Consider the following 26,614-nt stretch of genomic DNA (forward strand, 5'->3'; position numbering starts at 1 on the left):
GCACGATGCGTCTTACCTGAAATCTTGAGCGGCCATTGCTAACGTGGTGTCGAGCATCCGGTTAGCAAAGCCCCATTCGTTATCACACCAGACCAGCGTCTTGATAAGGTGTGCGCCACTGACCCTCGTTTGCGTGCCATCAACAATAGCGCTGTGCGGGTCGTGGTTAAAATCTACTGAGACCAACGGTAATTCCGTATAGTCAACTATACCATGAAATGCTCCCTGTGCCGCTTTTTGCAGCAACAGGTTGACTTCACAGGCTTTTACCGGTTTTTTCACCGTCACGCTCAGGTCGATTGCGGTGACGTTAATCGTCGGGACACGCACGGCAATCGCTTCAAAACGGTCATTAAACTGCGGGAAAATTCGGGTGATCCCTGCCGCCAGTTTCGTATCTACCGGGATGATTGACTGGCTCGCCGCGCGAGTGCGTCGTAAATCCGGATGGTAGGCATCAATAACCTGCTGGTCGTGCATGGCGGAGTGAATCGTGGTCACGGTGCCGGACTCAATGCCATACGCATCGTCTAACAGTTTGATGACCGGAATAATGCAGTTGGTGGTACAGGAGGCGTTGGAAACGATGAGGTGTTCAGCCTGCAGCTCATGCTGGTTGACGCCAAACACGACGGTCGCGTCGAGGTCGTTACTGCCGGGATGAGAAAACAGGACTTTTTTCGCACCGGCTGCCAGGTGAGCTTCGCCATGTTCGCGATTGCCGTAAACCCCGGTACAGTCGAGCACCACATCCACGCCCAGCTCACGCCACGGTAGCCCTGCGATACTGCTTTCATGCAGCACGCGGATGGCATCGTCACCGACAAACAGCTGCTCTCTTTCCTGGCGAACATCCCAGGCAAAGCGGCCGTGGCTGGTGTCATATTTCAACAAATGCGCCATGCCCGCAGCATCCGCCAGTTCGTTGATTGCCACCACGGTTATTTCCGCACGACGCCCGGATTCATATAAAGCACGAACCACGTTGCGCCCGATGCGACCGAAGCCATTAATCGCTACGCGTACGGTCATAGATCTCCTGCAAAGCTATCCCTGAGTTTGAGGTGGCTGAAAGAGTAATCCAGCTACGCCCGAAGGGGAATCTTTGCTATCACAAACTGCGATTGATTGGTCAATTGTCGAACATTTAATCGACTGAAACGCTTCAGCAAGAATAAGCGAATCGAGGAATAAAAGGAATGGCTGTCCAGATGAATAAGCGTGCTATATGACATGCGTCACATTTTCGGTGGAATAATACCGGGGAGGTAAAAGCAAAACGGTAACCCAAAGGTTACCGTTTTTAGTGTTTGCACCCTCTCCCTGTGGGAGAGGGCTGGGGTGAGGGCGTCAGCCCGCACCGTACAAGCAATTACAGCAGTTCTTTCGCCTTAGCGACAACGTTATCAACGGTGAAGCCGAACTCTTCGAACAGCAATTCTGCCGGCGCAGACTCACCGAAGGTGGTCATACCGACGATAGCGCCATTCAGGCCCACGTATTTGAACCAGTAGTCAGCGATACCCGCTTCCACTGCCACACGCGCAGAAACCGCTTTAGGCAGAACAGATTCACGGTAAGCCGCATCCTGTTTGTCGAACGCATCGGTAGACGGCATGGAGACCACGCGCGCCTTAACGCCTTCGGCAGTCAGTTTTTCCCATGCTGCAACCGCCAGTTCAACTTCAGAACCGGTCGCGATGAAGATCAGCTCAGGCTGGCCTGCACAGTCTTTCAGCACGTAACCACCGCGAGCAATGTTCGCCAGCTGCTCTGGCGTACGCTCCTGCTGTGCCAGGTTCTGACGGGAGAGGATCAGCGCAGTTGGGCCGTCCTGACGCTCAACGCCGTATTTCCACGCTACCGCAGATTCAACCTGGTCACATGGACGCCAGGTGCTCATGTTCGGGGTCACGCGCAGGGAAGCCACCTGCTCTACCGGCTGGTGAGTTGGGCCATCTTCGCCCAGACCGATGGAGTCGTGGGTGTAGACCATCACCTGACGCTGTTTCATCAGCGCAGCCATACGCACGGCGTTACGCGCATACTCTACGAACATCAGGAAGGTAGAGGTGTACGGCAGGAAACCGCCGTGCAGGGAGATACCGTTGGCAATCGCGGTCATACCGAATTCACGTACACCGTAATGGATGTAGTTACCGGCAGTGTCTTCGTTAATTGGCTTAGAACCAGACCACAGAGTCAGGTTAGATGGCGCCAGGTCAGCGGAACCGCCGAGGAATTCAGGCAGCAATGGACCAAACGCTTCGATCGCATTCTGGGACGCTTTACGGCTGGCGATTTTAGATGGGTTCGCCTGCAGCTTAGCGATGAATTCGTTCGCTTTCGCGTCGAAGTCAGACGGCATATCGCCTTTCATACGACGGGTAAACTCAGCCGCTTCCTGAGGGAAGGCTTTCGCATAGGCGGCGAATTTCTCGTTCCAGGCAGCTTCTTTCGCCTGGCCCACTTCTTTTGCATCCCACTGAGCATAGATCTCAGATGGAATTTCGAATGCAGGGTGTTTCCAGCCCAATGCTTCACGGGTCAATGCGATTTCCGCGTCGCCCAGCGGTGCGCCGTGGGAGTCATGCGTACCCGCTTTGTTCGGAGAACCGAAGCCGATGATGGTTTTGCACATCAGCAGGGACGGTTTATCGGTGACCGCGCGCGCTTCTTCTACTGCACGTTTAATCGAGTCAGCATCGTGGCCATCAACACCACGCACAACGTGCCAGCCGTAAGCTTCGAAACGTGCTGCGGTGTCGTCAGTGAACCAGCCCTCAACGTGACCGTCGATGGAGATGCCGTTGTCATCATAGAACGCAACCAGTTTACCCAGCTTCAGGGTACCTGCCAGGGAGCACACTTCATGAGAAATGCCTTCCATCATGCAGCCGTCGCCCATGAACGCGTAGGTGAAGTGGTCAACAATGTCATGACCAGGACGGTTGAACTGCGCCGCCAGCGTCTTCTCAGCAATCGCCATACCCACTGCGTTAGCAATACCCTGACCCAGTGGGCCGGTGGTGGTTTCTACGCCAGCGGTGTAACCCACTTCCGGGTGACCTGGAGTTTTGGAGTGCAGTTGGCGGAAGTTTTTCAGCTCTTCAATAGGCAGATCGTAGCCAGTGAGGTGCAGCAGGCTGTAGATCAGCATAGAGCCGTGGCCGTTAGACAGCACGAAACGGTCGCGGTCAGCCCATGCCGGGTTCTGCGGGTTGTGGTTAAGGAAATCACGCCACAGGACTTCGGCGATATCTGCCATACCCATAGGGGCACCCGGGTGGCCGGATTTGGCTTTCTGTACTGCATCCATGCTCAGCGCACGAATAGCATTAGCAAGCTCTTTACGTGAGGACATTTTAACTCCAGATCGGACTGTTAAAGGCCATGCCCTTGACGACAGCGCGTTTTGGGCTACGCCGGAAAAAAGTGCCAACAATGTAACCCAAGCCGCAGGGCATGTACATGGACCATTCTTTTGCAGCTTAAGAAATCTCTGGATCATGCTCGCATGTTGCGCAATCTGCTCGCCCGCGCCTGTAGATATTCCTTATACTTATCCCGGCCCCGGCTTCGTTGCGGGTGCACTTTTCGGATTTTATTGAGATTAACAAGTACGGAAGCAACTTCATGAAAATGCGTGCAATAGTGCTGGCCCTGGGTACAACGCTCATGCTGAGCGGCTGTCAGAATATGGATTCTAACGGTCTGATGACGTCAGGCGCAGAAGCCTTTCAGGCCTACTCCCTGAGCGATGCGCAGGTTAAAGCGCTGAGCGATCAGGCCTGTAAAGATATGGACGGAAAAGCCACGATTGCGCCGGCTAACAGTACCTACACACAGCGTCTGAATAAGATTGCTTCCGCGCTCGGCGATAACATCAACGGTCAGCCGGTGAACTATAAGGTTTACATGGCTAAAGACGTCAACGCCTTCGCGATGGCAAACGGCTGCATCCGCGTCTATAGCGGGCTGATGGATATGATGACCGACAACGAAGTGGAAGCGGTTATCGGCCATGAAATGGGTCACGTTGCGCTCGGCCACGTGAAAAAAGGGATGCAGGTCGCCTTAGGCACCAACGCCATCCGTGCGGCGGCTGCCTCTGCGGGCGGTATCGTGGGCAGCTTGTCTCAGTCACAGCTCGGCGATGTCGGAGAAAAGCTGGTCAATTCCCAGTTCTCCCAGCGCCAGGAGTCCGAAGCGGATGACTACTCTTACGATCTGTTGCGCAAACGCGGGATTAATCCGTCAGGTTTAGCCACCAGCTTCGAAAAACTGGCGAAGCTGGAAGCGGGACGCCAGAGCTCCATGTTTGACGATCACCCGGCCTCAGAAGAACGTGCACAACATATTCGCGACCGTATGGCCGCAGATGGAATTAAATAATTCTGGAAGGAGGCAAATTTGCCTCCTTTTTATTTCGCATGAATTGCCAAATTAATCGCACGTATCGGTAACTCCCGCAAAACCCTCTCCATATCCGGCTCTTAGCGCTGAAACGTCTGGACACATAATTATTGCAATCATTAACCATTCGGGTAATTATCCGGCCTGCAGTAATTCATTTTAATATATTAAGACAGAGACGTTCCCTCCGTGAAAAAAGAATTATCGTTAATTGCTTTAGGTTTATTCGCCGCATTACCCGCCGCTGCAAGCCAGCAATCCGACAGTCAGGGTTTTATTGACGACAGCCATCTGGACCTGTTTTTACGCAATGCGTATATCAGTCGCGACTATCATCAGGGCCAGCAGGATAAAGCCGAATGGGGCCAGGGTATTATTGCCACCTTCACATCCGGTTATACCGAAGGGCTGGTGGGCTTTGGTGTAGACGGCATTGCACAGTATGGCGTTCGTCTGGACGGTGGCCGTGGAAAAAGCGGTGCGGGCGGTATCGACTTCTTTAAACAGGAAGACGATGGCCGGGCAAAATCCGATTTAGCGAAATTTGGCGCAACCGCCAAAATGCGTATCTCAAATACCGTGCTGAGCTACGGTAGTCAGCGTCCTGAGCTGCCGATCGTGAATGCCGACAACTCCCGCCTGCTGTTTGAAAGCTACACCGGCACCCTGCTGACCTCAAAAGAGATCGACGGTCTGGAAGTCAACGCCGGTTACTTCACCGACGAGCAGCGCAAAAGTGATGACCGCCACGACAGCGGCCTGAAGAGCCTGACCTTCGGTGGCGCGAGCTACCAGTTTAACGAGCAGTTCAGCGGTGCGGTGTATGCCTCGCATAATGAAGAGGTAATGAACAAGCAGTACCTGGGCCTGAATTTCAAACAACCGTTCAGCACCGGGCAGCAGCTGGTACTCGACTTTAACGGCTATAACTCGCGTCTGGAGCAGGGTTACGCCGACAGCCTCGACACGGGCCGCAGCAACACCATCTGGAGCCTGGCAGCGAGCTATATCTGGGACATTCACACGTTCAAAGTGGCATACCAGCAGAGCAGCGGCAGCACCGGCTACAACTACGGTGGCTACCGCGACCAGGGCGGTGTGGGTGACGGCGGCAACACCATCTGGCTGGCTAACTCCTACTGGTCTGATTTCAACGGCGAAGACGAACGCTCATGGCAGGCATCGTACGGTCTGGACTTTGGCGGACTCGGCCTGCCGGGCCTGAGCTGGACCACCGCCTACGTGCGTGGCGATAACATCAAAACCTCTGAAACCAGCAACGGCAAAGAGCATGAGTGGTTCAACCAGATCCAGTACCAGGTGCAGGATGGTCCGGCGAAAGATCTGAAGCTGAAGCTGCGCTATTCCGTGCTGCGTGTCTCCAGCAACGCCAGCGATTACAACGTGGGTGGGGATGAGATCCGTGCTTACGTGGAATACCCGTTTAACGTGTTCTGATGAAAAAAGCCGGGTGGCGGCTTCGCCTTACCCGGCCTACGGTTTTTTCGCTGTTATTGAGTGAGAAACCGTAGGCCCGGTAAGCGCAGCGCCACCGGGCGATATCCACGATATCAATACAGCGTCTTCTGCGGCGGCCCGGCAAACTTCAGGGTGCCAATCTGCCCCATCCGCACCTCCACTACCGACGGGCCCGGCATCGCCAGCGCTTCTGTCATAACGGCATCAAAATCCTCGGCACGCTCAACGCTCCATGCCTGCAGGCCAATCGCCTGCGCCAGCAGAGTGAAGTCCGGCGTATGCAGCTCGTTGTAATACTGACGCCCGCCGAAATACTTATCCTGAATACCACGCATTACGCCGTACCCCCCGTCGTTCATGATCAGCAGCGTCACGTTGGCTTTCTCCTGGGCCAGCGTCGCCAGTTCGCCGAGGTTCAGACTCAGACCACCATCACCCACCAGCCCCACAACCTTGCGCTGCGGGTTAGCTATCGCGGTGCCAATGGCCATCGGCAGCCCCATACCAATGGCTCCGGCCAGCGAGTGAATGTTCATCAGCGGGCCGTTGGCGCGGAACAGGCGGCTGCCCCACAGGCTGCCGGACACGGTGATATCGCGCACCAGCAGGCCGTCCTGCGGAAGCGCTTTCTCGATGGCATCGTTAAGTCTCGCATAGGGGCCGCACTGATCGCGCAGGCCCTGCCCGGCTTGCTCAACCGCCTGTTGAACCAGCGCGTCCCACTGCGCGTTGCCCCACTCACGCCCCTGTACGTTGTCGGCCAGCGCGCTAAGCAACGCGGAACAATCGGCTATCAGCGTGTTATCCATCAGATAATTACGGCTCGCCGCCGCCGGGTCGATATCTACCTGTACCCGTGGAGACGGCAGCGCCAGCGTCCATGAGCGGGTTTCGTTACTGCGCAGGCGTGAACCGGCGACCAGCGTAAAATCACACTGCGCGATGAGCGCTTCAACGGATGGCGAGTTGTGAAACGCCCGCAGGCTACCGCGATGGCTGTCCGGCAGCACGCCGCGCGCGTGGGTGCTGGAGATGACGGTGATGCCTGCATCCGCCAGTTTTTTCACCGCATCAGCGCTTCTCAGCGCTCCGCCGCCCAGCCACAGCAACGGCTGTTTTGCCTGCTTCAGCTGCGCCCAGAGTGCGTCAACTATCGCGGGGTCCACGGTGGCGACCGACGTCGGTTTCACCGGTGCGGTCACCAGCGAAAGCGGAATATTGGCACTCTGAATATCAATCGGGATCTCAACAGAGACCGGCCCGCACGGCGGCGTCTGCGCGTCCTGAATCGCTTTGTGCAGGATAGCTATCGCCTGGTTGGCGTTGCTGATGCGGTACGCCCGTTTGGAGCTGGCCTTCAGGAAGGTCAGCTGGTCGCGGGTTTCATGGATAAATCCGGTATCGGCATCCAGCCAGGCTTTTTCGACCTGTCCGGTTAAATGCAGCAGCGGCGTGCAGGCGTTCATCGCTTCTACCAGCGCGCCTACCGCGTTACCCGCACCCGCACCGGTGCTGGTCAGCGCCACGCCGAGACCGGAAAAACGTCCGTGGGCGTCGGCCATGGTCACGGATCCCGCTTCACCGCGCGCGGGCACGAAGCGAATGTTGCCGCGCTGCCCGACCGCATCCGCGATTGGCAGGTTGTGAATGGAGATGACGCCGTAGATGGCCTCAACCTGATACTGCTCCAGCGTTCTGGCGATGGCGTCGCCGACGGTTATCATTTCGCTCATTGCTCACCCTTTCTCAGTCGCACCAGTGGTTGACGCTGTTACCCGTCGCCAGATAAATGCTCTTTTGCTGCATCCAGGCTTTCAGCCCCTGAATGCCCTTTTCGCGGCCCAGACCGCTCTCTTTAAAGCCCCCGAACGGGGTTGAAATCGCAAAGACTTTGTAGGTGTTGATCCACACCGTGCCCGCCTCAAGCTGTTCGCTCAGGCGCAGCGCGCGCCCGGCATCGCGCGTCCAGATCCCCGCCGCCAGGCCGTACACCGAGTCGTTGGCCTCGCGGATAAGCGTGGCCTCGTCGCGAAACGGCATCGCCACCAGTACCGGGCCGAAGATCTCCTCCTGACACGCGCGGGCGCTGTTGCTCAGCCCTTCGATGAGGGTGGGCAGGAAGAAACTGCCGTTTGCCAGCTCAGGATCGGCCGGGATCTCCCCGCCGCACAGCACGCGGCCCCCTTCGCGCTTCGCCAGCTCGACGTAATCCTGCACGCTCTGACGATGTTTAGGGTTAATCAGCGGCCCGACATGGGTACCGTCAGTAAACGGATGTCCGACGCGCAGTCCGTGCGTGAGCTCAAGCAGCCGCGACATCAGCGGCGCGTAAATGCTCTCGTGGATAAACAGCCGTGAACCGGCGATGCACGCCTGCCCTGCCGAGCTAAAAATGCCGTAGCAGATGCCGCGCGCGGCCTGCTCGATGTCTGCGTCTTCCAGCACGATGGTCGGGGATTTTCCGCCCAGCTCCAGCGATGCCGGGATCAGCTTTTCCGCCGCCACGTGTGCAAGATGGCGGCCCGTAGTGGTGCCACCGGTAAAGGAGATTTTGCGCACCTTAGGGTGACGCGCCAGCGCATCGCCAATCACCGAGCCTTTACCGGGTAGCACGCTCAGCAGCCCGGCGGGCAGCCCGGCTTGTTCAAAAATACGCGCCAGCTCCAGCGCCATCAGTGGCGTGGCCTCGGCAGGTTTGAGGATCACCGCATTTCCGGCGGCAATCGCCGGGGCAACCTTTTGCATTTCGCTGGCAATCGGCGAGTTCCATGGTGTGATGGCAGCCACCACGCCGAGCGGTTCATAGCGGCTCAGGGTCAGCAGATCCGGCTGGCGTGGCGTCGGGAGTTCCCCTTCCAGCAGCTCGCAGGCAGCGGCAAAGTAGCGCGCCGTCCCTGCCGCACTCATCACCAGCCCACGCGCCTCCGCGAGCGGCTTGCCGTTATCGCGGCTCTGCATTTTCGCCAGTTCCTCGACGCGGGATTCAATCAGATCCGCGACCTTATGCAGGATCCTCGCGCGCATGTGCGGCAGGCTGCTGCGCCACGCGGGATCGCGCCACGCCCGCTCGCCGGCCTCGATTGCGTCATTCAGATCGTCGAGACTTGCCGCATTTAGCGTCGCATTGATCGACCCGTCTGCCGGGAAATGGCTCTGCATCGGGTTGCCTCCACCATGTCGCCAGTGGCCGCCGATAAAAATCTTCAGATCGTCCATCGTCGCTCCTCAGCTCAGGGCCAGCTCGCGGCAGGCGCGTACCGCGCTCAGTGCTGCAAGAGTGGAGGTTTTAGGGTTAGACGCCAGCGGCAGCCCGCTCAGCTCAAGATGGAACTCGCCGAACACGCCTTCGACATGCAGCGTGTGGGTATTGCGCTTCGTTGCCGGGTCGACCATCAGCTGTACGCGCGTCTCGTCCATCCCGACGCCACCGAGCGCCACCGTCGCCGCCACGTTGGCGTTCGCCGGGAACAGGCGCGCCGCCTCGCGGGCGCTGCCTTCAAAGAAAACGCTCGCCTCAGACACCGCGTTAAGGTCGATAAGCTGCTCAGCATAACTGCCGCGCCAGCTGGCCGGGCTTTTGCGCGACTGATAGGTCACGCGTTCCAGCCCGCCCTCTTTCGCCGCCGCAAGCCCGTCGATACCGGCAACCGCGCCGGAGAGCAACGTCAGCTTGCCGCCAGCACTGAGCAAACGCTGCTCCAGCGCGCTGTCCGCCAGCGCGCCGGTGGAGATCACCGCCAGATGCCAGCCGCGACGCAGTATGTCCTCGCCGTACTGCGCCACCGCCTGCTGGCTGGCGCACTCCAGCACCAGATCGGGCGTGTCAGCGCACGCCACCGGCGTACCGAGCGCCATCACTGCATCACCAAACTGTGTGTGAATCGCCGCATGATGAGATTCACGCGCCACGATCCAGCCGATAGCCACGCCCGCGGGTAAACGCTCAATCACCGCCTGCGCCATGGCGCCAAAACCAATTAACATGATCTTTTTCATAATGTGTCCTTACAGGTGGCGGCAGAAGCCGCCGGAAACGTCCAGCGCGGCGCCGGTGGTGAATGACGCCAGCGGCGAGGCGAGGAACAGCAGCGCCTGCGCGGGCTCCTGCGGCTTGCCGAGACGCGCCATCGGGATGCCACGTTTACGCGCGATCTCCGCCGTCCACTCCGGCCAGCTCTGACTTTTGTCCGTCCGGCTCTCAAAGCGGCGCTGCCACTGCCCGGACTCCACCATGCCGAGCAAAATGGAATTCACGCGGATACCTTTACCCACCAGCTCTTTTGAGAGCGTCAGCGTCATATTCAGCAGCGCAGCACGGGCGGCAGAAGTAGCGATCATGTGCTCCTCCGGCTGCAGCGCCAGCAGGGAGTTCACGCAGGTAATGGAGGCGACATCGGACCGCTCCAGCAGAGGCTGAAACGCCTGCACCGGGTTGATCACACCGAACAATTTCAGTTCGGCTTCGTGCAGCCACGCTTCGCGCGGGGTATCGCTGAAATGCGCCACGTAGCCCTGCCCGGCGTTGTTGATCAGCATGTCCGCCGCGCCAAAGCGGGCCTGAACGGCATCCGCAAAGCCCTGGACTTCGGCAGCGTTTAGCACGTCGCAGCGGTAGGAGAAAATCTCGCCGTCGGGGTATTCGTTTTGCAGCGTCGCGTGGGCGCTGGCGAGCCGGTCCGGGTCTCGGCCGCAGAAAGCCACTTTTGTCCCCTCGCCCAGCAGCAGGCGCAGCGTTTCAAAGCCAATGCCAGAAGAACCGCCGGTGACTACCGCTACGCGCCCGTCAATTTGTGCATTCATCGCGCACCTCTTCGTTAATGCGTAAAAGCTGTTGGTTAAAAAACGCCGCGTTATCGAGATAGCTGGCGTGCCCGGCCTGGGGAATGGCGGTAAACGGCATGCCGTAGCGCAGTGCCAGCCCCTGCACCAGCTCGGGCTGCGTGATCGCATCCTGCTCGCCGCACCAGACCTCAAACGTGCCGGAGTAACGTTTAAGCCAGCCGTGAATATCGTCGTGTGCCAGCATCCACGCGGCGGCAAGGTAGCCTTCAGGACGCAGCTTGCGCATGCCCGACGCGACGGTGGCGATATCTTCCCCGCGGGCGCCGGGGCGCAACAGCTTCGCCGCGCGGGTCTGGGCAAGGATTTCACCGCCCAGCGCCATCTGCTGCTCGCGGCTGCGCCAGACCTGCTCGCGTTGCTCCGGTGCGGCCTGACCGTAGCCCTGCGCGGCATCTGCCAGCACCAGATGCCGCATCCGGTCGGGAAACTTCGCCGCAAAGGCGCTGGCGACCAGCGCCCCGAGAGAATGGCCGACCAGTACCGCCTGCCAGACGCCCGCGCGGTCAAGCATTGCCGCCAGTGCATCGGCGTAATCTCCCGCACTCGCCCGTTCTACGGTCAGCATCGGGCTTTCGCCATAACCGGGCATGTCCCACGCCAGCACGCGAAAACCCTTCAGCGCCATCTGCTTATGCCAGGAGGCAGCACCCGAGCTGATCCCATGCAGCAGCATCAGCGGAATGCCGCTTCCCTGTTCACGAAAACCCGTCATCATGCCCCCTTAGTTCCGCTTCACTTTTGAAAGCGGATGATCGGCGGGATAGGTTGGGATTTCCGGCTTGTTGGTCCCCAGCATGACGCACATCAGCGCCTCTTCTTCCCCGTGGTTAAACAGGCCGCGATAGATACCCGGCGGGACGGAGATCAGGTCACGCTCGCGCAGCACGGTTTCGGTGTAGTGTTCGCCATCCTGGATCATCAGCGTGATTTGCCCTTTAAGCATGAAGAACACCTCTTCCACGTCGTCATGCAGGTGCAGCGGCCCTTCACACTTCGACGGCAGCACCATGGTGGAGAAGGTGAAATGGTCCGCCTGCACGGTGTTGGTGTCGTTCGCCACGCCCGTTGCGCCGGTGCCGATGTAGCGCATCTGCGCCCGGCGATATTTCGGGTCATAGTCGGCCTGGAACTTCAGCGCGTTCCAGTCGTACTTACGGCCTTCAAAGCGCGCGATGCGCGACTCGACCCACTCTTCCATCGTCAGGTGCTCAGGTTTGATGCCTGATTTATGGGTTACGGTTGAATCAGTCATGACACTCTCCTCAGTAACGTCTCAGCAGCGGCAGTAACAGGACGCAGCCCACCGCCGCCATCACCGCCAGAAAAATCAGCCCGGAATCCATGCTGTGGGTGAAGGCGATAAGCGCCCCCATCACCGCTGGCGACAGTGCGCCCGCGAAGTTTCCCAGCCCGTTGAAAATGCCGCCCGCCGTCGCGCTCACCCGTGGATGAGTGGCCTTCGCCAGCAGGGCAAAAATGTTGGGTGCGCCAGTGCCCCACATAAAGGTGCTGAAGCTCATCGCGGCGATGATAGTCAGCGGGGTGTCGAGGTGCATGACCGCCGCCAGCCCGGCAGCCGCGCCCGCCATGGAGATAAAGCAGGCTGCCGCACGCTTATCGACCCGGTCAGAGAGCCACGCGCCAATCACTTCGCCCGCCAGCATGGCGATGAACGGCATCGACGACAGCCAGCCCGCATGCTCCAGGTGAATGCCTTTGCCTTTGATCAGGTAGCCCGGCAGCCAGCCATTGATGCCCCACAGGTAGGTCAGGAAGGCGATGTTAAAGATGCAGATGATCCAGAAGTGCGGGCTGACGAACAGCTCGCGCCGCGCGGCACGCCGCTCATCCTGAGACGCCTGCGTGGTGCCAGGTTTCGCCTCCAGGCGGATACCACGCAGACCGACGCGCACGAAAATCAATACCGGCACGGTAAGCATCGCCATCACGAAGAAGGTGCTCTGCCAGCCGAAGGTGTTCAGCAGCCAGAGGGAAAGCGGAAAACCAATCGCCGCGCCCACCGGCGTGCCAAGCAGCCACAGCATGGTGGCGCGCGCCTGCAGATGCTGCGGGAAGTTGTGACGCACAATGGCGAAGGCCAGCGGGAACAGCGGCCCCTCCGCCACCCCCAGCAGAATGCGCAGCACGATCATCAGCGTATAGTTGTGGGTAAAGCCCATCGCCACCATCAGCACGCACCAGATCGCCATCATCCCGGTCAGCAGGCGCAGCGGCGCGATTTTATCTCCCAGCCCGCTGAGAAAGACTGACGAAAAACCGTAGCTCAGCAGAAAGGCGCTCATCAGAATGCCGAGGCGCGTGGTGTCGAAATCGATCCCCATCGCCTGCTGGAAATGGCTGTCAGAAAACAGCGCCGCAATACTGATTTTGTCGAAAAACGCCAGCAGCACGCAGGCCAGCAGCGACAGCGGGATAGCCCAGCGCACTGCTTTTTCAGGCGTGCGGGTTCCCTCACCGCCTGCCTCAACGGGCGCGGTGTTGGTCTCTAATGTGGTCATCTCTCCCCCTACGGGTGCGGGTTAGCTATCGCAATGACATCAGTGAAAAAGTCGGGTCGGCGAGCGGTACGTCCGATAAATCCCGCCCTGCCGCCATCCAGCGTTTCGCCAGCTTGACGGTGCGCGCATCGTTAAACGCCACCAGCTGCGTCAGTCGCCCGTTTTCATCCAGCGAGAAAAAGAGCGAATCTTCACGCGCTATCGTGTTGCTGCCCGGCTGCGGAATGCCGAGGATCTGAATATTGTGCTGGTATTGATCCGACCACAGCCACGGCGCGTCGTCGTAGCCTGGCGCATCGGGGTTGAGCATCGCTTTCGCCGTCGCCACCGCCTGATTCTGGGCAAATGCCCACGACTGAATGCACAAGCCGTAGTGGTGATGCTGAGCCACATCGCCAGCCGCAAAGATGAACGGATCCGAGGTACGCCCCTGAGCATCCACCACGATCCCGCGCCCGGTATGAAGCCCCGCATCGCGCGCCAGTTCCAGATTGAGATCGACGCCGATCCCGACCACCACCGCATCAAAGGTTTCGCGCTGGCCATCACAGTGAATAACCGGCAGGCCATTGTCGTCCTCCAGCTCCAGCGCGCCGCAGCCGGTACGGATGTCGACGCCCTGTTCGCGATGGATGGCCGCTAAGCGTTGCGATACTTCTCCGCTCACCGACCGCATGCACAGCGCGGGCTGCTGCTCGAACAGCGTGACCGCCACGCCGTTTTTGCGCGCGGAGGCGGCAATCTCAAGGCCGATCCAGCCGCCGCCCACAATCGCCAGGGTTTTACTCTGCGCCAGACGCCCCTTCAGACGCTGCGCGTCCTGCCAGTGGCGCAGGGTATAGACCTGCGGATGCGCCGCCCACGCCTCGCCCGGCAGACGCGCCCGCCCTCCGGTGGCAACCAAAAGAATGTTGTAACTAAGATGCGTACCATTGCTTAAACGCACCGTTTTTGTCTGACGGTCGATCTGCTCCGCACGCAGTGGGCGGTACCAGGTCAGATCCAGCGCCTGCTGTGCCTCTTCGGAAAACAGCCGCGGGAGCGCCGCGTCAGGCTCCAGCAGAGACGCCTTCGACAGCGGCGGACGTTCGTAGAAATCCCACGCTTCTTCCGCCACCACGCAAATCTCGCCCTCGAAGCCCTCGTCGCGGAGGGTTTTTGCCGCCCAGCCGCCCGCCTGACCGCCGCCGATAATGACAATGCGCGACGTCATACCGCCTCCGGCTTTTTCTGCTGACGGCGCGTGTCGTGGTCGATGCCGCCTTCCACCGCCCATTCGGTGAAGGAGACCAGCGAATGCTCCAGCTCGCGCGGCTGCCAGTTTTCGGTCAGGTAATCGTCGTTGGTGTAATACTCAAACGCGCCGCCGGTCGGGCTGTTGACGTACCAGAAATAGGCCGACGACACCGGATGACGGCCCGGCCCAATAAACGTGCTCCAGGCGTTTTTATTCATCGCGATACCGCCGCCGATCACCTCGTGGATGTCGCGCACCGTAAACGCAACGTGGTTTAGCCCGCGCTTGCGGTTCGGTAATTGCAGCAGGAACAGGTTGTGATGGCCGCCGCGCACGCCGCAGCGCAGGAATACGGCGCGGTTGATGTAGCGGTCAGAGACCTGGAAGCCGAGCACCTCGCGATAAAATGTCTCCACCGCGGCCAGCTCCTCAACGAAAAACACCACGTGCCCGACGTTAATCGGCTGGGCGCGATCGTAGACCGGGCTGGGGGTGTCGATTCGGCGAGCGTCTCCCCACTGGTTAATCGGCTCAACGTTCAGCTCCACGTCGGTCTGCTGGCTGACCTGCACGCGCAGCGTCATGCCGTTCGGATCGCGGCACTCCAGGGCGTCGCCCACTTCACGAAAGCCAGGCTGCCCGGCAAGCTTCGGGCGCAGCGCATCGAGGTCTGCCGGGGTGGCCACCGCCCAGGTCATACGGCGCAGGGTGTTGCCCGCTTCAAAGGCTGGCGGCAGGTCGGGGCTGTCAATCGGATTAAGCTCCACGCGCGCGCCGCTCAGGGTGGTAAAACGCTGGCCGCTGGCATCGCCCGTCAGGCCAAAATCACGCATAAATTTGGCGCAGTGCGTCAGGTCTTCCACGCCAAATTCCAGCTTTTCAATTCCGGTTACACTCATCGTTCGTTGCCTCATCTGGCCCAAATTGGGCGTAAAACATGCCCGACGCACTGAAGCGCCTGACGTTAACTCACTGATTTAACTGGCCTGTGACAGGTACCCTAAGAAGCCAGAAATTTTATCTGCCGCGAGGCGAACCTCGTTCTGGAGCCGCTCGCGGTCGGTCTGCGGGATCTCCTCCGACGGCACCAGAATGCTGACCACCGCCGCCACGCGCTGGCTTCGGTCATACACCGGATAGACGATGGAAGAGATGCCGTGGCGGAAGAAAGACTCGCCAATCACATATCCGCGGGCTTTGTCCTGCTGCACCATCTGCCACAGGGCTTCGCGGTCGTGAAGCTGCCCCGGCGTGTTGCCCGGCAGCCGCTCGTGCGGGAACAGCTGTTCAAATTCGGCGCGGGAAATATCGGTCAATAACATGCGCCCAAGCGAGGTACAGTGCACCGGCAGACGGGTGCCAATGCTGACCTGATTGATACGCGACCCGGCGGCGCTGACGCGGGCAATGTAAATAATGTCGCGTCCGTCGCGGATCGCCAGATGGCTGCTGCACTGGCTGACATCGCGAAGCTGCTCGATCACCGGCTGGCCTACCTGCGCCACGTCCAGCGAGGCGATGTACTCAAAGCCCAGGCGCAGCACGTTCATGCCCAGCGAGAAGGTATTGGTGCGCGCATTGCGCTCCAGAAAACCCATATACTCCAGCGTCTGCACCACGCGGTAGGCAGTGGCCTTCGGCATATCCACCAGCCGGTGTAGCTCGGCAAAGGTCAGCTCGCGATGCTGCTCGCCGAAGGCCAACAGCAGCTGCAAACCGCGTTCAAGCCCCGGCACCAGATACTTCACTTCCTGATCGTTTGCCATAATCGCCATACCTTAGTTAAAGACAAAACCGCCGTTGACCGGGATCAGCTGCCCGGTGATAAACCGCGACAGATCGCTTAACAGCCAGACCACGCTGCCGGTGACATCCTCCGGCTGCTGCGCGCCCGTTAACGCGCGGCCATTTTCGTAGAGCTGATGGCGTTCGGCGGGCACATATTCGGTGGCCTCGACGCGGGTCAGCCCCGGCGCGATAGCGTTGATTCGAATGCGTTTTTCCCCCAACTCGCGCGCCATTGAGCGGGTCATCGCAATCACCGCCCCCTTACTGGCCACGTAGGCCATCAGGCGCGGCGCGCCCCACAGCGCGGTATCGGACGCCACGTTCACAATCCCCGCCCCTTCGCGCAGCAGCGGTACGGCGGCACGCGTCACCAGCCAGGTGCCCTTGACGTTCACGCTCATCACCCGATCCCAGAGATCCGGATCGTAATCCAGCATGTTTTTACCGCCCACGCCGGTCGCCATTGCCGCGTTGTTCACCAGGCCGTCAATCTGCCCCAGCTTGCCAATGGCGCTGAATACCTGCTCGATGGACTGCGGATCGGCCAAATCGATAACGTGCGATTCGGTTGCATACCCTTGCTCGTTCAGACGGTGGGCGCTTTCGGCCAGCTCGCCTTTGAGGATGTCGCACATCACCACGCAGGCACCTTGCGCAGCGCAGGCGCTGGCAAAGTGGTAACCCAGCCCGCGCGCGGCGCCGGTCACGACGATGCGCTTCCCGCTCAGCAGTCCGTTCATCAGGCGGCTCCCTGCTGCGCTTCGCGCATCGCCAGCTGTTCTTTCGCGGCCTTTTGCATCATGCGGCGCAGGCGCGAGAGCCCGACGTCGTGCTGGTAGAGGTATTCATGGTCACGGGCATTTGGCGCCAGGCTTTCCAGCACCACGCGGTCCTGCTCCAGCACTTCCCAGTGCAGTTTTTCCAGACGATTGCGGTACATAAAGCGCCACATATCGCGCTGCCAGCCCTGCACGCGGCGAATGCGCCAGAAGAAAACGCGGCAGTTGTCGTTATCTTCCGGCACCACCATGCCGACGATAAAGAAATGGCCGCCCGGTCCGAAACGCTTCTTATACGGAATGGAGAGACGCATCCAGCAGGTGCCGCTGTTGCCCAATTCCACCCAGTCGAAATTGACGCCGCTCTGCCCCTGTTTCTCGAAGATGAAGCCGGTTTTGGTCGGCTGAAGCACCATGTCGGCCTTGCGATCCCCTTCTGCCATCGAATGTGACGACGAATGCAGATAGGTGCCGTGCATCGGGTCCATGACGTTTTCCAGCGCGTACTGGTAATTGCATTTCCACGCGGCGGTGCAGAGGAAGTTGCTGAAACTGTCCGTGTCGGCGAGCTCGTCCGGGAAAGTCAGCTCGTCCGGCTGCTGGTCAGCAGTGACGCCGAACCACAGAAAAATGGCGCCGTGCGCCTCCTGCACGTTATAGCTGCGCACGCACTGCTGGCCGACCAGCGGGCATTTGTCCACGGCGGGCACATCTTTCACTTCGCCATTGCCCGCCACTTCCACGCCGTGGTACCAGCAGGCAATACGGTCCCCAAGGTTCCAGCCCATCGACAGGCGTGCGCCGCGGTGCGGACAGCGGTCTTCCAGCGCCTGCACCTGGCCGTCTTTATTGCGCCAGACCACAATCTGCTCGCCCAGGCGGGTAATCCCCACCGGCGCGGACTGCACTTCCCAGCTCGCCAGTACCGGATACCAGAGGCCGCGCAGACCTTTATCCAGATAGTTTTGTACGGTAGTCGTCATCGCGTTGTCCTCAGTAGCCGTTAACCTGTAAGAATGCCTGGAAGCTGGCGTCGCTCCAGGGCTCGCCCTGCTGGTCGTGCATGCGCACCGCATTCAGCCCGTTCACCAGATCCGGCAAGGTTTCAACGCCCTGCTCGAAGAGATCTTCCAGCGTCGCGATCAGGTTCATCTCCCAGTTTTCCGGCTCGCGGCTGCGGGTTTGCCAGATCAGGTTCTGGTAATCGCCTGGCTTATGAATGGCACCGTTACCGCCTTCTGCGGGCGGAGTAAACTGGCGGCTTTCCGGCAGCGCCGGGTTGTAGTTCAGGGTGTCGCTCATGCCACGGTCTCCTCGACGAAGGTAATCTGGATTTGGTTTTCAAAGACCCGAACCGGGTAGCGGTTAAGGTTGCGACCACCGGGGCCATGCAGGCACTGGCCGGTTTTGACGTCGAACACCGCCTCGTGTAGCGGGCATTCCACCTTGCCATCTTCGACGAAGCCCTGGCTCAGCAGGGCATATGCGTGCGGGCATACGTCTTCCAGCGCGTAATATTCACCGTCAATCAAATAAACGCCGATCTCTTTACCGTCGACGTTGCCGCTAAAAGGGAAATCTTCCTGTACTTGTTCTGCGTCACATACGCCTATCCAGCTCATCACGATCCTCCAGGCTTTTGTTTCATATATGAAACTCTGTTTCTTATTTAATACGGTCAATATAAAAGCGATGAATGTTTCGTCAAGCGCGAATGTGACGAATTTGTTAACCAGGAGGTAATTAATTAACTAAGTGTGCAAAGGATCACGAAAAAATGCAGCGATATGAAATTTTCATTATTGCCGCGTGAAAGAATACGATTTTTCGATAGTCTAAAATTTCAAAAAACAGATATTGACTTCTTTTCTTTTTGCTCATTAAAAATAAAAAGGTGGCACGTCATCGTGTTTCACCTGTGAAACTTATTTTTACTTTATTCTTAATAAACAAAGAGTTTCACAGGTGAACCATTTTACACCCGTGACAATCACCCTGATAAAAAATATTCACACGCGCAGACATAAGGCAGGCATCATGACGGCAAGATGGCAAGGTACAATTGCACTGTTATTACTCATCATTATTTCCTACATCGACCGTGTGAATATCTCGGTAATGATTTTACACCCGGAATTTGCCGCACATTTTCAGTTAAATGAAAACAGAATGTTACAAGGAATGCTCATGACCTGCTTTCTGCTGGGTTATGGTTTTTCGGCTTTATTATTAACGCCAGTTATTGAAAGCAAACTTCATTATCGGCAGGGATTATTAAGCAGCATTGCGATTTGGGCCGCGGTCTGTGCGATTTCGCCCTTGCTCGGCTCGCTGATGGGGATGCTCATTGCGCGCGTGATTCTGGGGATTGCGGAGGGGCCGCTCTTTTCATTAAAAACGCGCTTTATCAGCGAGCGCTTTAACGCAGAAGAGATCGGCAAACCCAACGCGGTGACCGCGCTGGGCGTCTCGCTCGGGCTGGCGGTAGGCTTTCCACTGATCACCTGGCTGATGGCGCATCTGGGCTGGGCGGGATCGTTCTACGCGTTGGCCGTCATGAATCTTGTGCTGGGTGGCGGGTTAATCTGGCGCTTTCTGCCTGCGCCCCAGAGCCGGGGGAAGATGAAAAAGCCGGGATGGGTGCAGACCTTCACCTTTGCCTGGCAAACGCCGCTGCTGGGCTGGATCCTGTTGGTTGAAATCGCCACGCTGAGCTATCTCTGGGGGAGCAGCGCCTGGCTGCCCGCATGGCTGCGCGATGAACATCACTTCTCACTGCATGCTACGGGCCTGCTTGCAGCCATTCCCTTCCTACTGAGCCTGGGGTCGAAATTTTTGGGCGGCGTGCTGCTCGACAAAATGCGCCCGGAACAGGCACCGGTGCTGTTTGTGGTGGGAGGCGCGTTAACGGCGCTGTCCGTGGTCGCGCTGATGCTCAGCCATCAGCCTGTCTGGCTGGGGATGTTTATGTTGTCCGCCAATGCTTTCTGGGGACTTCAGGGAGCTGCGATCCCTGCGGTGATCCAACATCATGCCGCGCGGGAAGCGGTGGGTAGCGCGTATGGGATCATTAATGGCATAGGGAATATCTGTGCGGCGTTTATTCCGCTACTGATGGGGGTGGTGATGAAATCGGTCGGGTCGGTCAGCTCTGGCTTTTCGGTCCTGGTCGTGTCGCAGGCGATCACCCTTCTGGCCGGAGGAATGTTGCTGCTGCGCATGCGTCGCGCAGCAGCAATCAGCGCCTAAGGCTTATTCGCCTTTTTTCGCCGCCTGAATGTAGAGCATTTCCAGTGCCAGGGTCGCTGCCGCCAGGGCTGTGATTTCGGACTGGTCATAGGCTGGCGCCACTTCCACCACGTCCATCCCGACGATGTTCAGATCCTTCAGGCCGCGCACCAGCTTGATGGCGCGGTCGGACGTCAGGCCACCGATCACCGGCGTACCGGTGCCTGGCGCAAAGGCAGGATCCAGGCAGTCGATGTCGAAGGTCAGGTAGACTGGCATATCGCCGACAATCTGCTTCACCTGCGCGATGATGTCATCCACGCCGCGATCGTTCACCTGGCAGGCATCCAGCACGGTGAAGCCGTTGTCTTTGTCGAACTCAGTACGAATACCGATCTGCACGGAGTGGTTCGGATCGATCAGGCCTTCGTTCGGTGCAGTGTAGAACATGGTTCCGTGGTCAAACTCGCAGCCGTTCGCGTAGGTGTCGGTATGCGCATCGAAATGGACCAGCGCCATTTTGCCAAAGTGTTTCGCGTGGGCGCGCAGCAGTGGCAGAGTCACAAAGTGGTCGCCACCGAAGGAGAGCATACGCTTACCGGCAGCCAACAGTTTCTCGGCGTGGGCCTGCAGCTTTTCGCTCATCTCACGCGCGTCGCCGAAGGCATACACGAGGTCACCGCAGTCAACCACGTTCAGGCGCTCGCGCATGTCGAAGTTCCACGGGAAGCGGTTATGCTCCCAGGCCAGGTTGGTGGAAACCTGACGGATCGCCGCCGGGCCATGACGTCCACCGGCACGACCCGAGGTTGCCATATCGAACGGCACACCGGTGATCACCCAGTCAGCATCGCTGTCGTAGGGCTGGAAGTTCATCGGAAGGCGTAAAAAACCAAACGCGTTAGATACCAGAGAGTTGTCGTACTGATGACCTAAAGTGCTCATGTCCTGACCTCTTAAAAGTCGTTGCATTAGATACAGATGAAAAAAAATCCCCTCCGCGTCGTTAAACCCGACGAGGAAGGGATTGATGTCCTTACTGCTTTTGCCTAATGCTAGCCTCTGAAACGTGAAGATTCAAGCTCACTTTTCAAAACATAAATCAATTGTGTTGCCAGACTTTTACGGCCCCTAATTATTCACCATACCGATAAAATTCATTTTTAGAATTGATATTATCTTAACCCCCCCATTTCTTCGCATTATTTGCGTTTAAAAGTTTGAAGCAAAACTTTATTCATAAATTTAATAAATATACCATTTTAAAACTAGGAATATATTTAGGCCGGGACGATAGCGGTGGAGGAGATGACCTCTATACAATAGCCCCCCCAATGAAATGATATGGATATTTTTATGAATAAGTTATCTAAGCTGGCAATCCTGGCCGTTCTTTCAACCATCGGTACCGCCGCGGCAGCAGAAGATGGCACGATTACTTTTGAAGGTACTATTAGCGACGCAACCTGTACTATTACCGGCGGTGACGCACAGGGCGAATCTGAAAGCCCAGACTTTACCGTTCATTTACCTTCTATTAGTACAACCGCGCTTGCAACGGATGGACAGCGCGCGGGCGATACCCCATTCCACATTACGTTAAGCGGCGCAAACTGCACCAATGGCAAAGTTGCCAGCGTATTCTTCGAACTGGCGCAAAGCACCAATATCGATGCCACCACCGGTAACCTGAAAAATACCGTGGCTAAAGCGTCAGGCGGAGCGGAGAAAGTTCAGGTTGGTTTACTGGATTCTTCAAAAGCAAAACTGAACCTGAATACTGCAAACGATAGCGCTAAAACTGTTACGGTTGCCGGTAATACGGCTCGCTTTGATTACTGGGCACAATATGTGGCGACGGGTGGTGCATCTACTGCCGGTCAAGTCTCAACCGACGTTGTGTACTCCATTAAATATCAGTAATCGCGCGCACCGCGGGTTTATCCGCTAAAAGTATCACCTAAAGGATTAGGCCAGATGTTAAAAAAACTTGTTATATCTTCTGTATTCATGATGACGCTGGCCTTTTCCTTTGCGGCCAGTGCAACGATTCAAATTATGACGACCCGCGTGGCATTCAACGCCGGGGAGAAAGAACAAACGATTCGTATTAATAACGTCAGCAAAGCGCCTGAACTGGTTCAGGTGTGGCTTTCCAGCACCGATAAGAGTGACGGCATCGCCAAAGAAGATTTGCCTTTCTTTATCACCCCACCAGCGGCCAGAATTAACGGCCAAAAGGGGAAAGTATTCCGCATATTCCAGACGGAAGGCGCCGCCGCGAAATATCCAAAAGATCGTGAAACGGTTCTGTGGCTCAATGTCCTGGATATTCCGCCTGAAATGGCGGAAGACGTAGATAAAAATCAGCTAAAGATGGCGTTCAGAACGCTGATTAAATTTTTCTATCGCCCGGTTGGTCTGAAAGGTAATCCGATGAAAGCGGCGGATGAATTAACCTGGCAATTGAAAAAAGCAGCCAACGGTTATGACGTCGTTGGAACAAATAATTCGCCTTTCCATGTAAGCATGACAAATGTCTGGCTCAGAGATGCTCAGGGTAAAGATGTCATGATTGATGGCGAGATGATCGCGCCATATAGCACGCTGGTATATCACTTCCCGCAGGTTAATGCCGTGCAGGGGAAAGGGACATTCCAATACAATTATATTACCGATCTGGGTGCCTATATTAAGCGCACGTATAACTTCTGATTAGTAATCATATTGACCAGGACGGTGATATGTCGATGTTTTACAAAAAAACTAACATTCTGCGGGTGATTAGTGGCTTTGTCATTTCGGTGACCATTGCGCCACTCGCAGTATATGCCAGTGATACCAGTAAGCCGATGACATTTTCTCGTGGGTTTATGAAGTATTACGATAGCGGAATCGATCTGACACAATTTGACGGCGTTGAAAAAATACTGCCGGGGAAATATACGCTTGAGGTTTACAGCAACCTCAAGCCGGTTAATACCTGGACCGTTACCTTTGTGGCTGCAAATAATGAGCAGGGATTCAACGCCTGCATGACGCCCGAAATGGTCGTCCGCTTTGACGTCGACACATCAAAACTTCCCCCCGACTGGAAGCAGAATACCTGCATTATTCTCCCTGAGCTGATTAAAGGCGCGACGGTTAATTATAATGCGGTAGAAGAACAGCTGGATGTCACGATTCCTCAGGCAATGCTGCTTAACACGCCTGCGGGTTACGTAAGCCCGGAGTTATGGGATAACGGCGTGCCGGCGCTGATGTCCTCCTATACCCTCAGCGCCACCAGTTCACGTTATCGCCCCGCTCAGGATAACGCGACCTATCTCTACAGCAATTTGCACAACACCCTCGCACTGGGGGCATGGCGCTTTACGACTTACGACAGCCTGAGCTCCGGCAGCGACACGGAAAATACCGGCGTACAGCATATCCAGGCCTATGCAGAGCGGGCGATTGCGCCGCTGCAATCGCAGATTGTGCTGGGCGATCTGAACACCACCGGTGATTTTTTTGACACTACCGCCCTGCGTGGCGTTCGTCTCGCCACGGACGATCGCATGCTTCCCGACTCGGTACGCAACTATGCCCCGGTGGTGCGCGGCATCGCCAACAGCAACGCCACGGTGACCATCAAGCAGGCTGGCAACACCCTGTATGAAAAAGTGGTGCCGCCTGGGGAGTTCGCCATCAGCGATCTCTATGCGACCGGCTATAACGGCGATCTTGAGGTCACCGTTAAAGAGACAAACGGCAAAGAGTCCTACTTCGTGGTCCCCTACTCCAGCGTGCCGCAGCTGCTGCGCGAAGGTTACTCCCGCTACTCTGTGGCTGCGGGTGAAATCCGCGATACCTGGCTGAAAGAGGATCCGAAAGCGGTTGAGGGCACGTTTCAGTACGGCTTATTCAATAACTTTACCGGCTACGTTGGCGGACAGAGCGCGTTCGAAGGTGATTATGCGGCGCTGATGACCGGTTTTGCGATTAATACCCGTCTGGGCGCATTAGGCGTAGACGTGACGCGCTCTTTCACCCGCTTCGAGGGGCAGCCGGACACCGCAGGCTGCGGCACGTTCTGCAATATGAGCCTGCGCATTAGCCTGGCGAAGACCCTCCCGACAACCGGGACGAACTTCAGCCTGATTGGCTATCGCTACTCCAGCGCGAATTTCTACTCCCTGAGCGACGCGGTCAGCCTGAAGCGCTCGATTGAAGCCGATGAAGAAGACTTTCTCCCGGAACGCTATCGCGAGCGCCTGGAAGCCAACATCAACCAGACGCTTCCCGCCGGTTGGGGAAGCTTCTACGTCAGCGGGTTTGTGGGCAACGTCTGGAATAACGAGCAGGGCCGGAATGAAAAGTCGAACTTCGTGCTGGGCTACAACAACCAGTTTGGCATCACGACCTGGGGGATCTCCCTTGGCCGCACCAATAACGACGATGGCGACCACGAAGATACGCTCTACCTGAACGTGAGCATGCCGCTTGGCCACCACTACGAGAAGCAGGCTCGCCTGGGGGCCAACTTTAGCTATAACAGCGAAGAAGCCAACTTCCGTACCTCGCTGAACGGCTCCGCCGGGGAACGCTCACAGTTTGGCTTTGGCGGCTATTTCAGCCAGTCCAACACACCGGAAACTAACTTCGGCATGAACCTCTCCTACACGGGCGAGAGCGCCTCGGGCGGGATGACCTACAGCCAGTCCCGGGACTCCTTTATGGGAGGGGTCAACCTGAACGGCGGCGTGGTGGTGCATGAAGGCGGCATCAACTTTGTGCCGACCCTCGCAGACACCATTGGCATCGTGGAAGCAAAAGGCGCAGAAGGCTCCCGCATCTACCCGGATTCCCAGGCCGTCATCAAAGACAACGGCTACGGCATTGTCGGGTATCTGGTGCCTTACAAGTACAACGAGGTGTACGCCGACCCGAAAGGCACCGCGTATACCGTCGAGGTCGACGACACCCGCCGAACCATCGTGCCAACCTCCGGCGCGGCAGTGCTGATCAAAATGGACACCCAGGCCAATCGCCAGAGCTTTGTGCGCTTTATGCAGCCTTCCGGCGAAGTGATCCCATTTGGTGCGTCGGTACTGGACGAATCGCACAACGCGATCGGCATGGTCGGTCAAAACGGCGTGGCGATGGTGGCGCTTAAGGAAGGCCAAAACGTCTTTACCCTCCAGTGGAAGAAAAATAAAAAGCCCGCGCAGTGCGGTGCGCGTTATGTGAAGCAAGGCACTGAGGACCGACCAACCGAGGAAGAAGCGTTTAAGGCTATTGAAATTACCTGCATCAATAACGGGGCAACACCATGAAACGGATTTTTACGGCTGCGCTGATTCTTTTATCCACGGCGTTTATCTCTTTAACGTGCAACAACGCCTATGCGGCGTTGTGCACCCTCACGTCCCCGTTGGCGACGCTGAATATCATGGACGACATCACGCTTAACGTCATAAAGCAGCGTGAAGTCGGCAAGGTTTTATGGAGCAAAACCTATCAGGTGCCGGACGTCAGCTACACCTGCGACGCGTCCACCCAATCTTCATGGCATTCAAGCTATTCGCGAAGCTATATCCGGTCGCAGATTGATCATGTCTATAACACCGAAATCCCGGGGATAGGCATTCGCATGCGATGGCCCACGCAGACCGAATCTTCATGGCTGCCGGGTAACTCGGGTTCGCCGACCACGTGCTCCACCGGTTGTGGAGTGAAAAACAGTACGGTTCTGGTGGAAATGGTCCAGACCGGCTCGATGCCTGAAGGGGAATACTTTATTCCAGCGGGTAAGGTGGCGGAGGCACTGGTGATCCCGTCCGCCGATGAAAGCGAAAAACTGCCGATTATGGCCATCAACTTTGGTGTTGCCATTAAGGTGGTTACCGCCTCGTGCTCCATTTACCCCTCGGCAACAAACGTCGATTTAGGCACCTATAACATCGCCGATTTTCAAAACGACGATACTTTTCAGGGTGTTAAAAAAGACTTCAGCATCACCGTGGGCTGCCCTTCTACGGAACAAATTGGCATCACTTTCAACTCCTTAATTAACACCCCTTTAGGCGCGTTGACCGGTGTGATCGGCGTTGAAAGCGGCGATGGCTATGCAAGCAATTTCAGTATTCGCCTTTTTGAGAAGAACTCAACCGCGATCACGCTGGGTAAGGAGAAGGTCTATACCGCCTCCACGCTCACCAAAAACTATCAGGCACAAATCTATGTTGGCGGCGGGGTCGATCGTAAGACGGCCCTCACCCCCGGCAAAGTTGTCGGCGCCGTTCAATACACCGTTGTCATTAAATAACGCTCAGGGAGAGAGT

The 26,614-nt window shown here is 57.4% G+C and carries 24 protein-coding genes; 7 read left to right on the forward strand and 17 right to left on the reverse strand.

All coding sequences use genetic code 11. The features are described from left to right. Positions 1–12: 12 nt before the first annotated feature. Positions 13–1,032 (reverse strand): erythrose-4-phosphate dehydrogenase, encoded by a 1,020-nt coding sequence (epd, locus tag ACMGGM_RS09355; protein ID WP_414149167.1) that lies wholly within the window; start codon positions 1,030–1,032, stop codon positions 13–15. 340 nt (positions 1,033–1,372) lie between these two features. Beyond that, a complete protein-coding gene (tkt, locus tag ACMGGM_RS09360) occupies positions 1,373–3,364 on the reverse strand; it encodes a transketolase (RefSeq protein ID WP_023331255.1) in 1,992 nt (663 codons plus the stop codon). Between the two features lie 272 nt (positions 3,365–3,636). Between tkt and ACMGGM_RS09365 the strand changes: the two genes are divergently transcribed. Together ACMGGM_RS09365 and ACMGGM_RS09370 are read left to right on the forward strand one after the other, a co-directional pair. Next, entirely contained in the window at positions 3,637–4,395 is a 759-nt protein-coding gene (locus tag ACMGGM_RS09365; protein WP_023331256.1) for a M48 family metallopeptidase, read from the forward strand. A 210-nt stretch (positions 4,396–4,605) separates the two neighbouring features. Next, positions 4,606–5,874, forward strand: a complete 1,269-nt coding sequence (locus ACMGGM_RS09370) for an OprD family outer membrane porin (RefSeq protein WP_023337739.1) — start codon at positions 4,606–4,608, stop codon at positions 5,872–5,874. Between the two features lie 113 nt (positions 5,875–5,987). On the opposite strand, the gene ACMGGM_RS09375 is transcribed toward ACMGGM_RS09370, so the two are convergent. The 14 genes from ACMGGM_RS09375 to ACMGGM_RS09440 all read right to left on the reverse strand — a co-directional run bounded on the left by ACMGGM_RS09375 (position 5,988) and on the right by ACMGGM_RS09440 (position 18,682). Next, a complete protein-coding gene (locus ACMGGM_RS09375; protein WP_063943604.1) occupies positions 5,988–7,628 on the reverse strand; it encodes a thiamine pyrophosphate-binding protein in 1,641 nt (546 codons plus the stop codon). A 13-nt stretch (positions 7,629–7,641) separates the two neighbouring features. Then, positions 7,642–9,111 carry an aldehyde dehydrogenase gene (locus tag ACMGGM_RS09380; protein ID WP_176260286.1) on the reverse strand — a complete coding sequence of 490 codons (1,470 nt, stop codon included), beginning with the start codon at positions 9,109–9,111 and terminating at the stop codon, positions 7,642–7,644. A 9-nt stretch (positions 9,112–9,120) separates the two neighbouring features. Next, a complete protein-coding gene (locus tag ACMGGM_RS09385; RefSeq protein WP_023331260.1) occupies positions 9,121–9,891 on the reverse strand; it encodes an aspartate dehydrogenase in 771 nt (256 codons plus the stop codon). A gap of 9 nt (positions 9,892–9,900) precedes the next feature. Next, complete coding sequence (locus ACMGGM_RS09390) at positions 9,901–10,695, reverse strand: SDR family oxidoreductase (RefSeq protein WP_176260285.1); 795 nt, start codon at positions 10,693–10,695, stop codon at positions 9,901–9,903. Beyond that, positions 10,679–11,449, reverse strand: coding sequence for an alpha/beta fold hydrolase (locus tag ACMGGM_RS09395; protein WP_087530217.1), 771 nt, complete (start codon positions 11,447–11,449; stop codon positions 10,679–10,681). Before ACMGGM_RS09395 ends, ACMGGM_RS09390 begins: the two co-directional genes overlap by 17 nt. A 9-nt stretch (positions 11,450–11,458) precedes the next feature. Beyond that, positions 11,459–11,989 (reverse strand): cupin domain-containing protein, encoded by a 531-nt coding sequence (locus ACMGGM_RS09400; RefSeq protein ID WP_014885166.1) that lies wholly within the window; start codon positions 11,987–11,989, stop codon positions 11,459–11,461. 10 nt (positions 11,990–11,999) lie between these two features. Next, positions 12,000–13,256, reverse strand: coding sequence for an MFS transporter (locus tag ACMGGM_RS09405; protein WP_176260284.1), 1,257 nt, complete (start codon positions 13,254–13,256; stop codon positions 12,000–12,002). A 25-nt stretch (positions 13,257–13,281) separates the two neighbouring features. Next, positions 13,282–14,469 (reverse strand): NAD(P)/FAD-dependent oxidoreductase, encoded by a 1,188-nt coding sequence (locus tag ACMGGM_RS09410; protein ID WP_414149168.1) that lies wholly within the window; start codon positions 14,467–14,469, stop codon positions 13,282–13,284. Continuing rightward, entirely contained in the window at positions 14,466–15,392 is a 927-nt protein-coding gene (locus tag ACMGGM_RS09415; protein WP_014885169.1) for a VOC family protein, read from the reverse strand. Before ACMGGM_RS09415 ends, ACMGGM_RS09410 begins: the two co-directional genes overlap by 4 nt. A gap of 78 nt (positions 15,393–15,470) precedes the next feature. Continuing rightward, complete coding sequence (locus tag ACMGGM_RS09420; protein ID WP_045134096.1) at positions 15,471–16,259, reverse strand: IclR family transcriptional regulator; 789 nt, start codon at positions 16,257–16,259, stop codon at positions 15,471–15,473. Positions 16,260–16,271: 12 nt separating this feature from the next. Continuing rightward, positions 16,272–17,021: an SDR family oxidoreductase gene (locus ACMGGM_RS09425; RefSeq protein ID WP_023337747.1), complete on the reverse strand. Its 750-nt coding sequence runs from the start codon at positions 17,019–17,021 to the stop codon at positions 16,272–16,274. Beyond that, positions 17,021–18,043 (reverse strand): aromatic ring-hydroxylating oxygenase subunit alpha, encoded by a 1,023-nt coding sequence (locus ACMGGM_RS09430; RefSeq protein ID WP_063943596.1) that lies wholly within the window; start codon positions 18,041–18,043, stop codon positions 17,021–17,023. The genes ACMGGM_RS09425 and ACMGGM_RS09430 overlap by 1 nt, the downstream gene beginning before the upstream one ends. Positions 18,044–18,053: 10 nt before the next feature. Continuing rightward, the gene (locus ACMGGM_RS09435) at positions 18,054–18,362 is read right to left on the reverse strand and encodes a recombinase-like helix-turn-helix domain-containing protein (RefSeq protein WP_045134095.1); all 309 of its coding nucleotides are present in this window, start codon (positions 18,360–18,362) and stop codon (positions 18,054–18,056) included. Then, positions 18,359–18,682: a Rieske (2Fe-2S) protein gene (locus tag ACMGGM_RS09440; protein WP_003860044.1), complete on the reverse strand. Its 324-nt coding sequence runs from the start codon at positions 18,680–18,682 to the stop codon at positions 18,359–18,361. Before ACMGGM_RS09440 ends, ACMGGM_RS09435 begins: the two co-directional genes overlap by 4 nt. Positions 18,683–19,097: 415 nt before the next feature. Between ACMGGM_RS09440 and ACMGGM_RS09445 the strand changes: the two genes are divergently transcribed. Then, positions 19,098–20,309 (forward strand): MFS transporter, encoded by a 1,212-nt coding sequence (locus tag ACMGGM_RS09445; protein ID WP_045134094.1) that lies wholly within the window; start codon positions 19,098–19,100, stop codon positions 20,307–20,309. A gap of 3 nt (positions 20,310–20,312) precedes the next feature. Here ACMGGM_RS09445 and speB read toward each other — a convergent pair whose 3' ends face one another. Beyond that, positions 20,313–21,233 carry an agmatinase gene (gene speB, locus ACMGGM_RS09450; RefSeq protein WP_002434404.1) on the reverse strand — a complete coding sequence of 307 codons (921 nt, stop codon included), beginning with the start codon at positions 21,231–21,233 and terminating at the stop codon, positions 20,313–20,315. Between the two features lie 399 nt (positions 21,234–21,632). On the opposite strand from speB, the gene ACMGGM_RS09455 reads away from it, so the two are divergent. The 4 genes from ACMGGM_RS09455 to ACMGGM_RS09470 are packed head-to-tail and all read left to right on the forward strand — an operon-like array spanning position 21,633 to position 26,598. Next, positions 21,633–22,211, forward strand: coding sequence for a fimbrial protein (locus tag ACMGGM_RS09455; protein WP_014885176.1), 579 nt, complete (start codon positions 21,633–21,635; stop codon positions 22,209–22,211). Positions 22,212–22,265: 54 nt separating this feature from the next. Then, complete coding sequence (locus ACMGGM_RS09460) at positions 22,266–23,003, forward strand: molecular chaperone (RefSeq protein WP_014885177.1); 738 nt, start codon at positions 22,266–22,268, stop codon at positions 23,001–23,003. Between the two features lie 29 nt (positions 23,004–23,032). Next, positions 23,033–25,606: a fimbria/pilus outer membrane usher protein gene (locus ACMGGM_RS09465; protein ID WP_023337752.1), complete on the forward strand. Its 2,574-nt coding sequence runs from the start codon at positions 23,033–23,035 to the stop codon at positions 25,604–25,606. Beyond that, positions 25,603–26,598 (forward strand): fimbrial protein, encoded by a 996-nt coding sequence (locus tag ACMGGM_RS09470; protein WP_014885179.1) that lies wholly within the window; start codon positions 25,603–25,605, stop codon positions 26,596–26,598. The genes ACMGGM_RS09465 and ACMGGM_RS09470 overlap by 4 nt, the downstream gene beginning before the upstream one ends. Positions 26,599–26,614 lie beyond the last annotated feature (16 nt).

Origin of the sequence: Enterobacter sp. BNK-14, assembly GCF_047456095.1 — a bacterium.
In the GTDB taxonomy this organism is placed as follows: Bacteria; Pseudomonadota; Gammaproteobacteria; order Enterobacterales; family Enterobacteriaceae; genus Enterobacter; species Enterobacter kobei.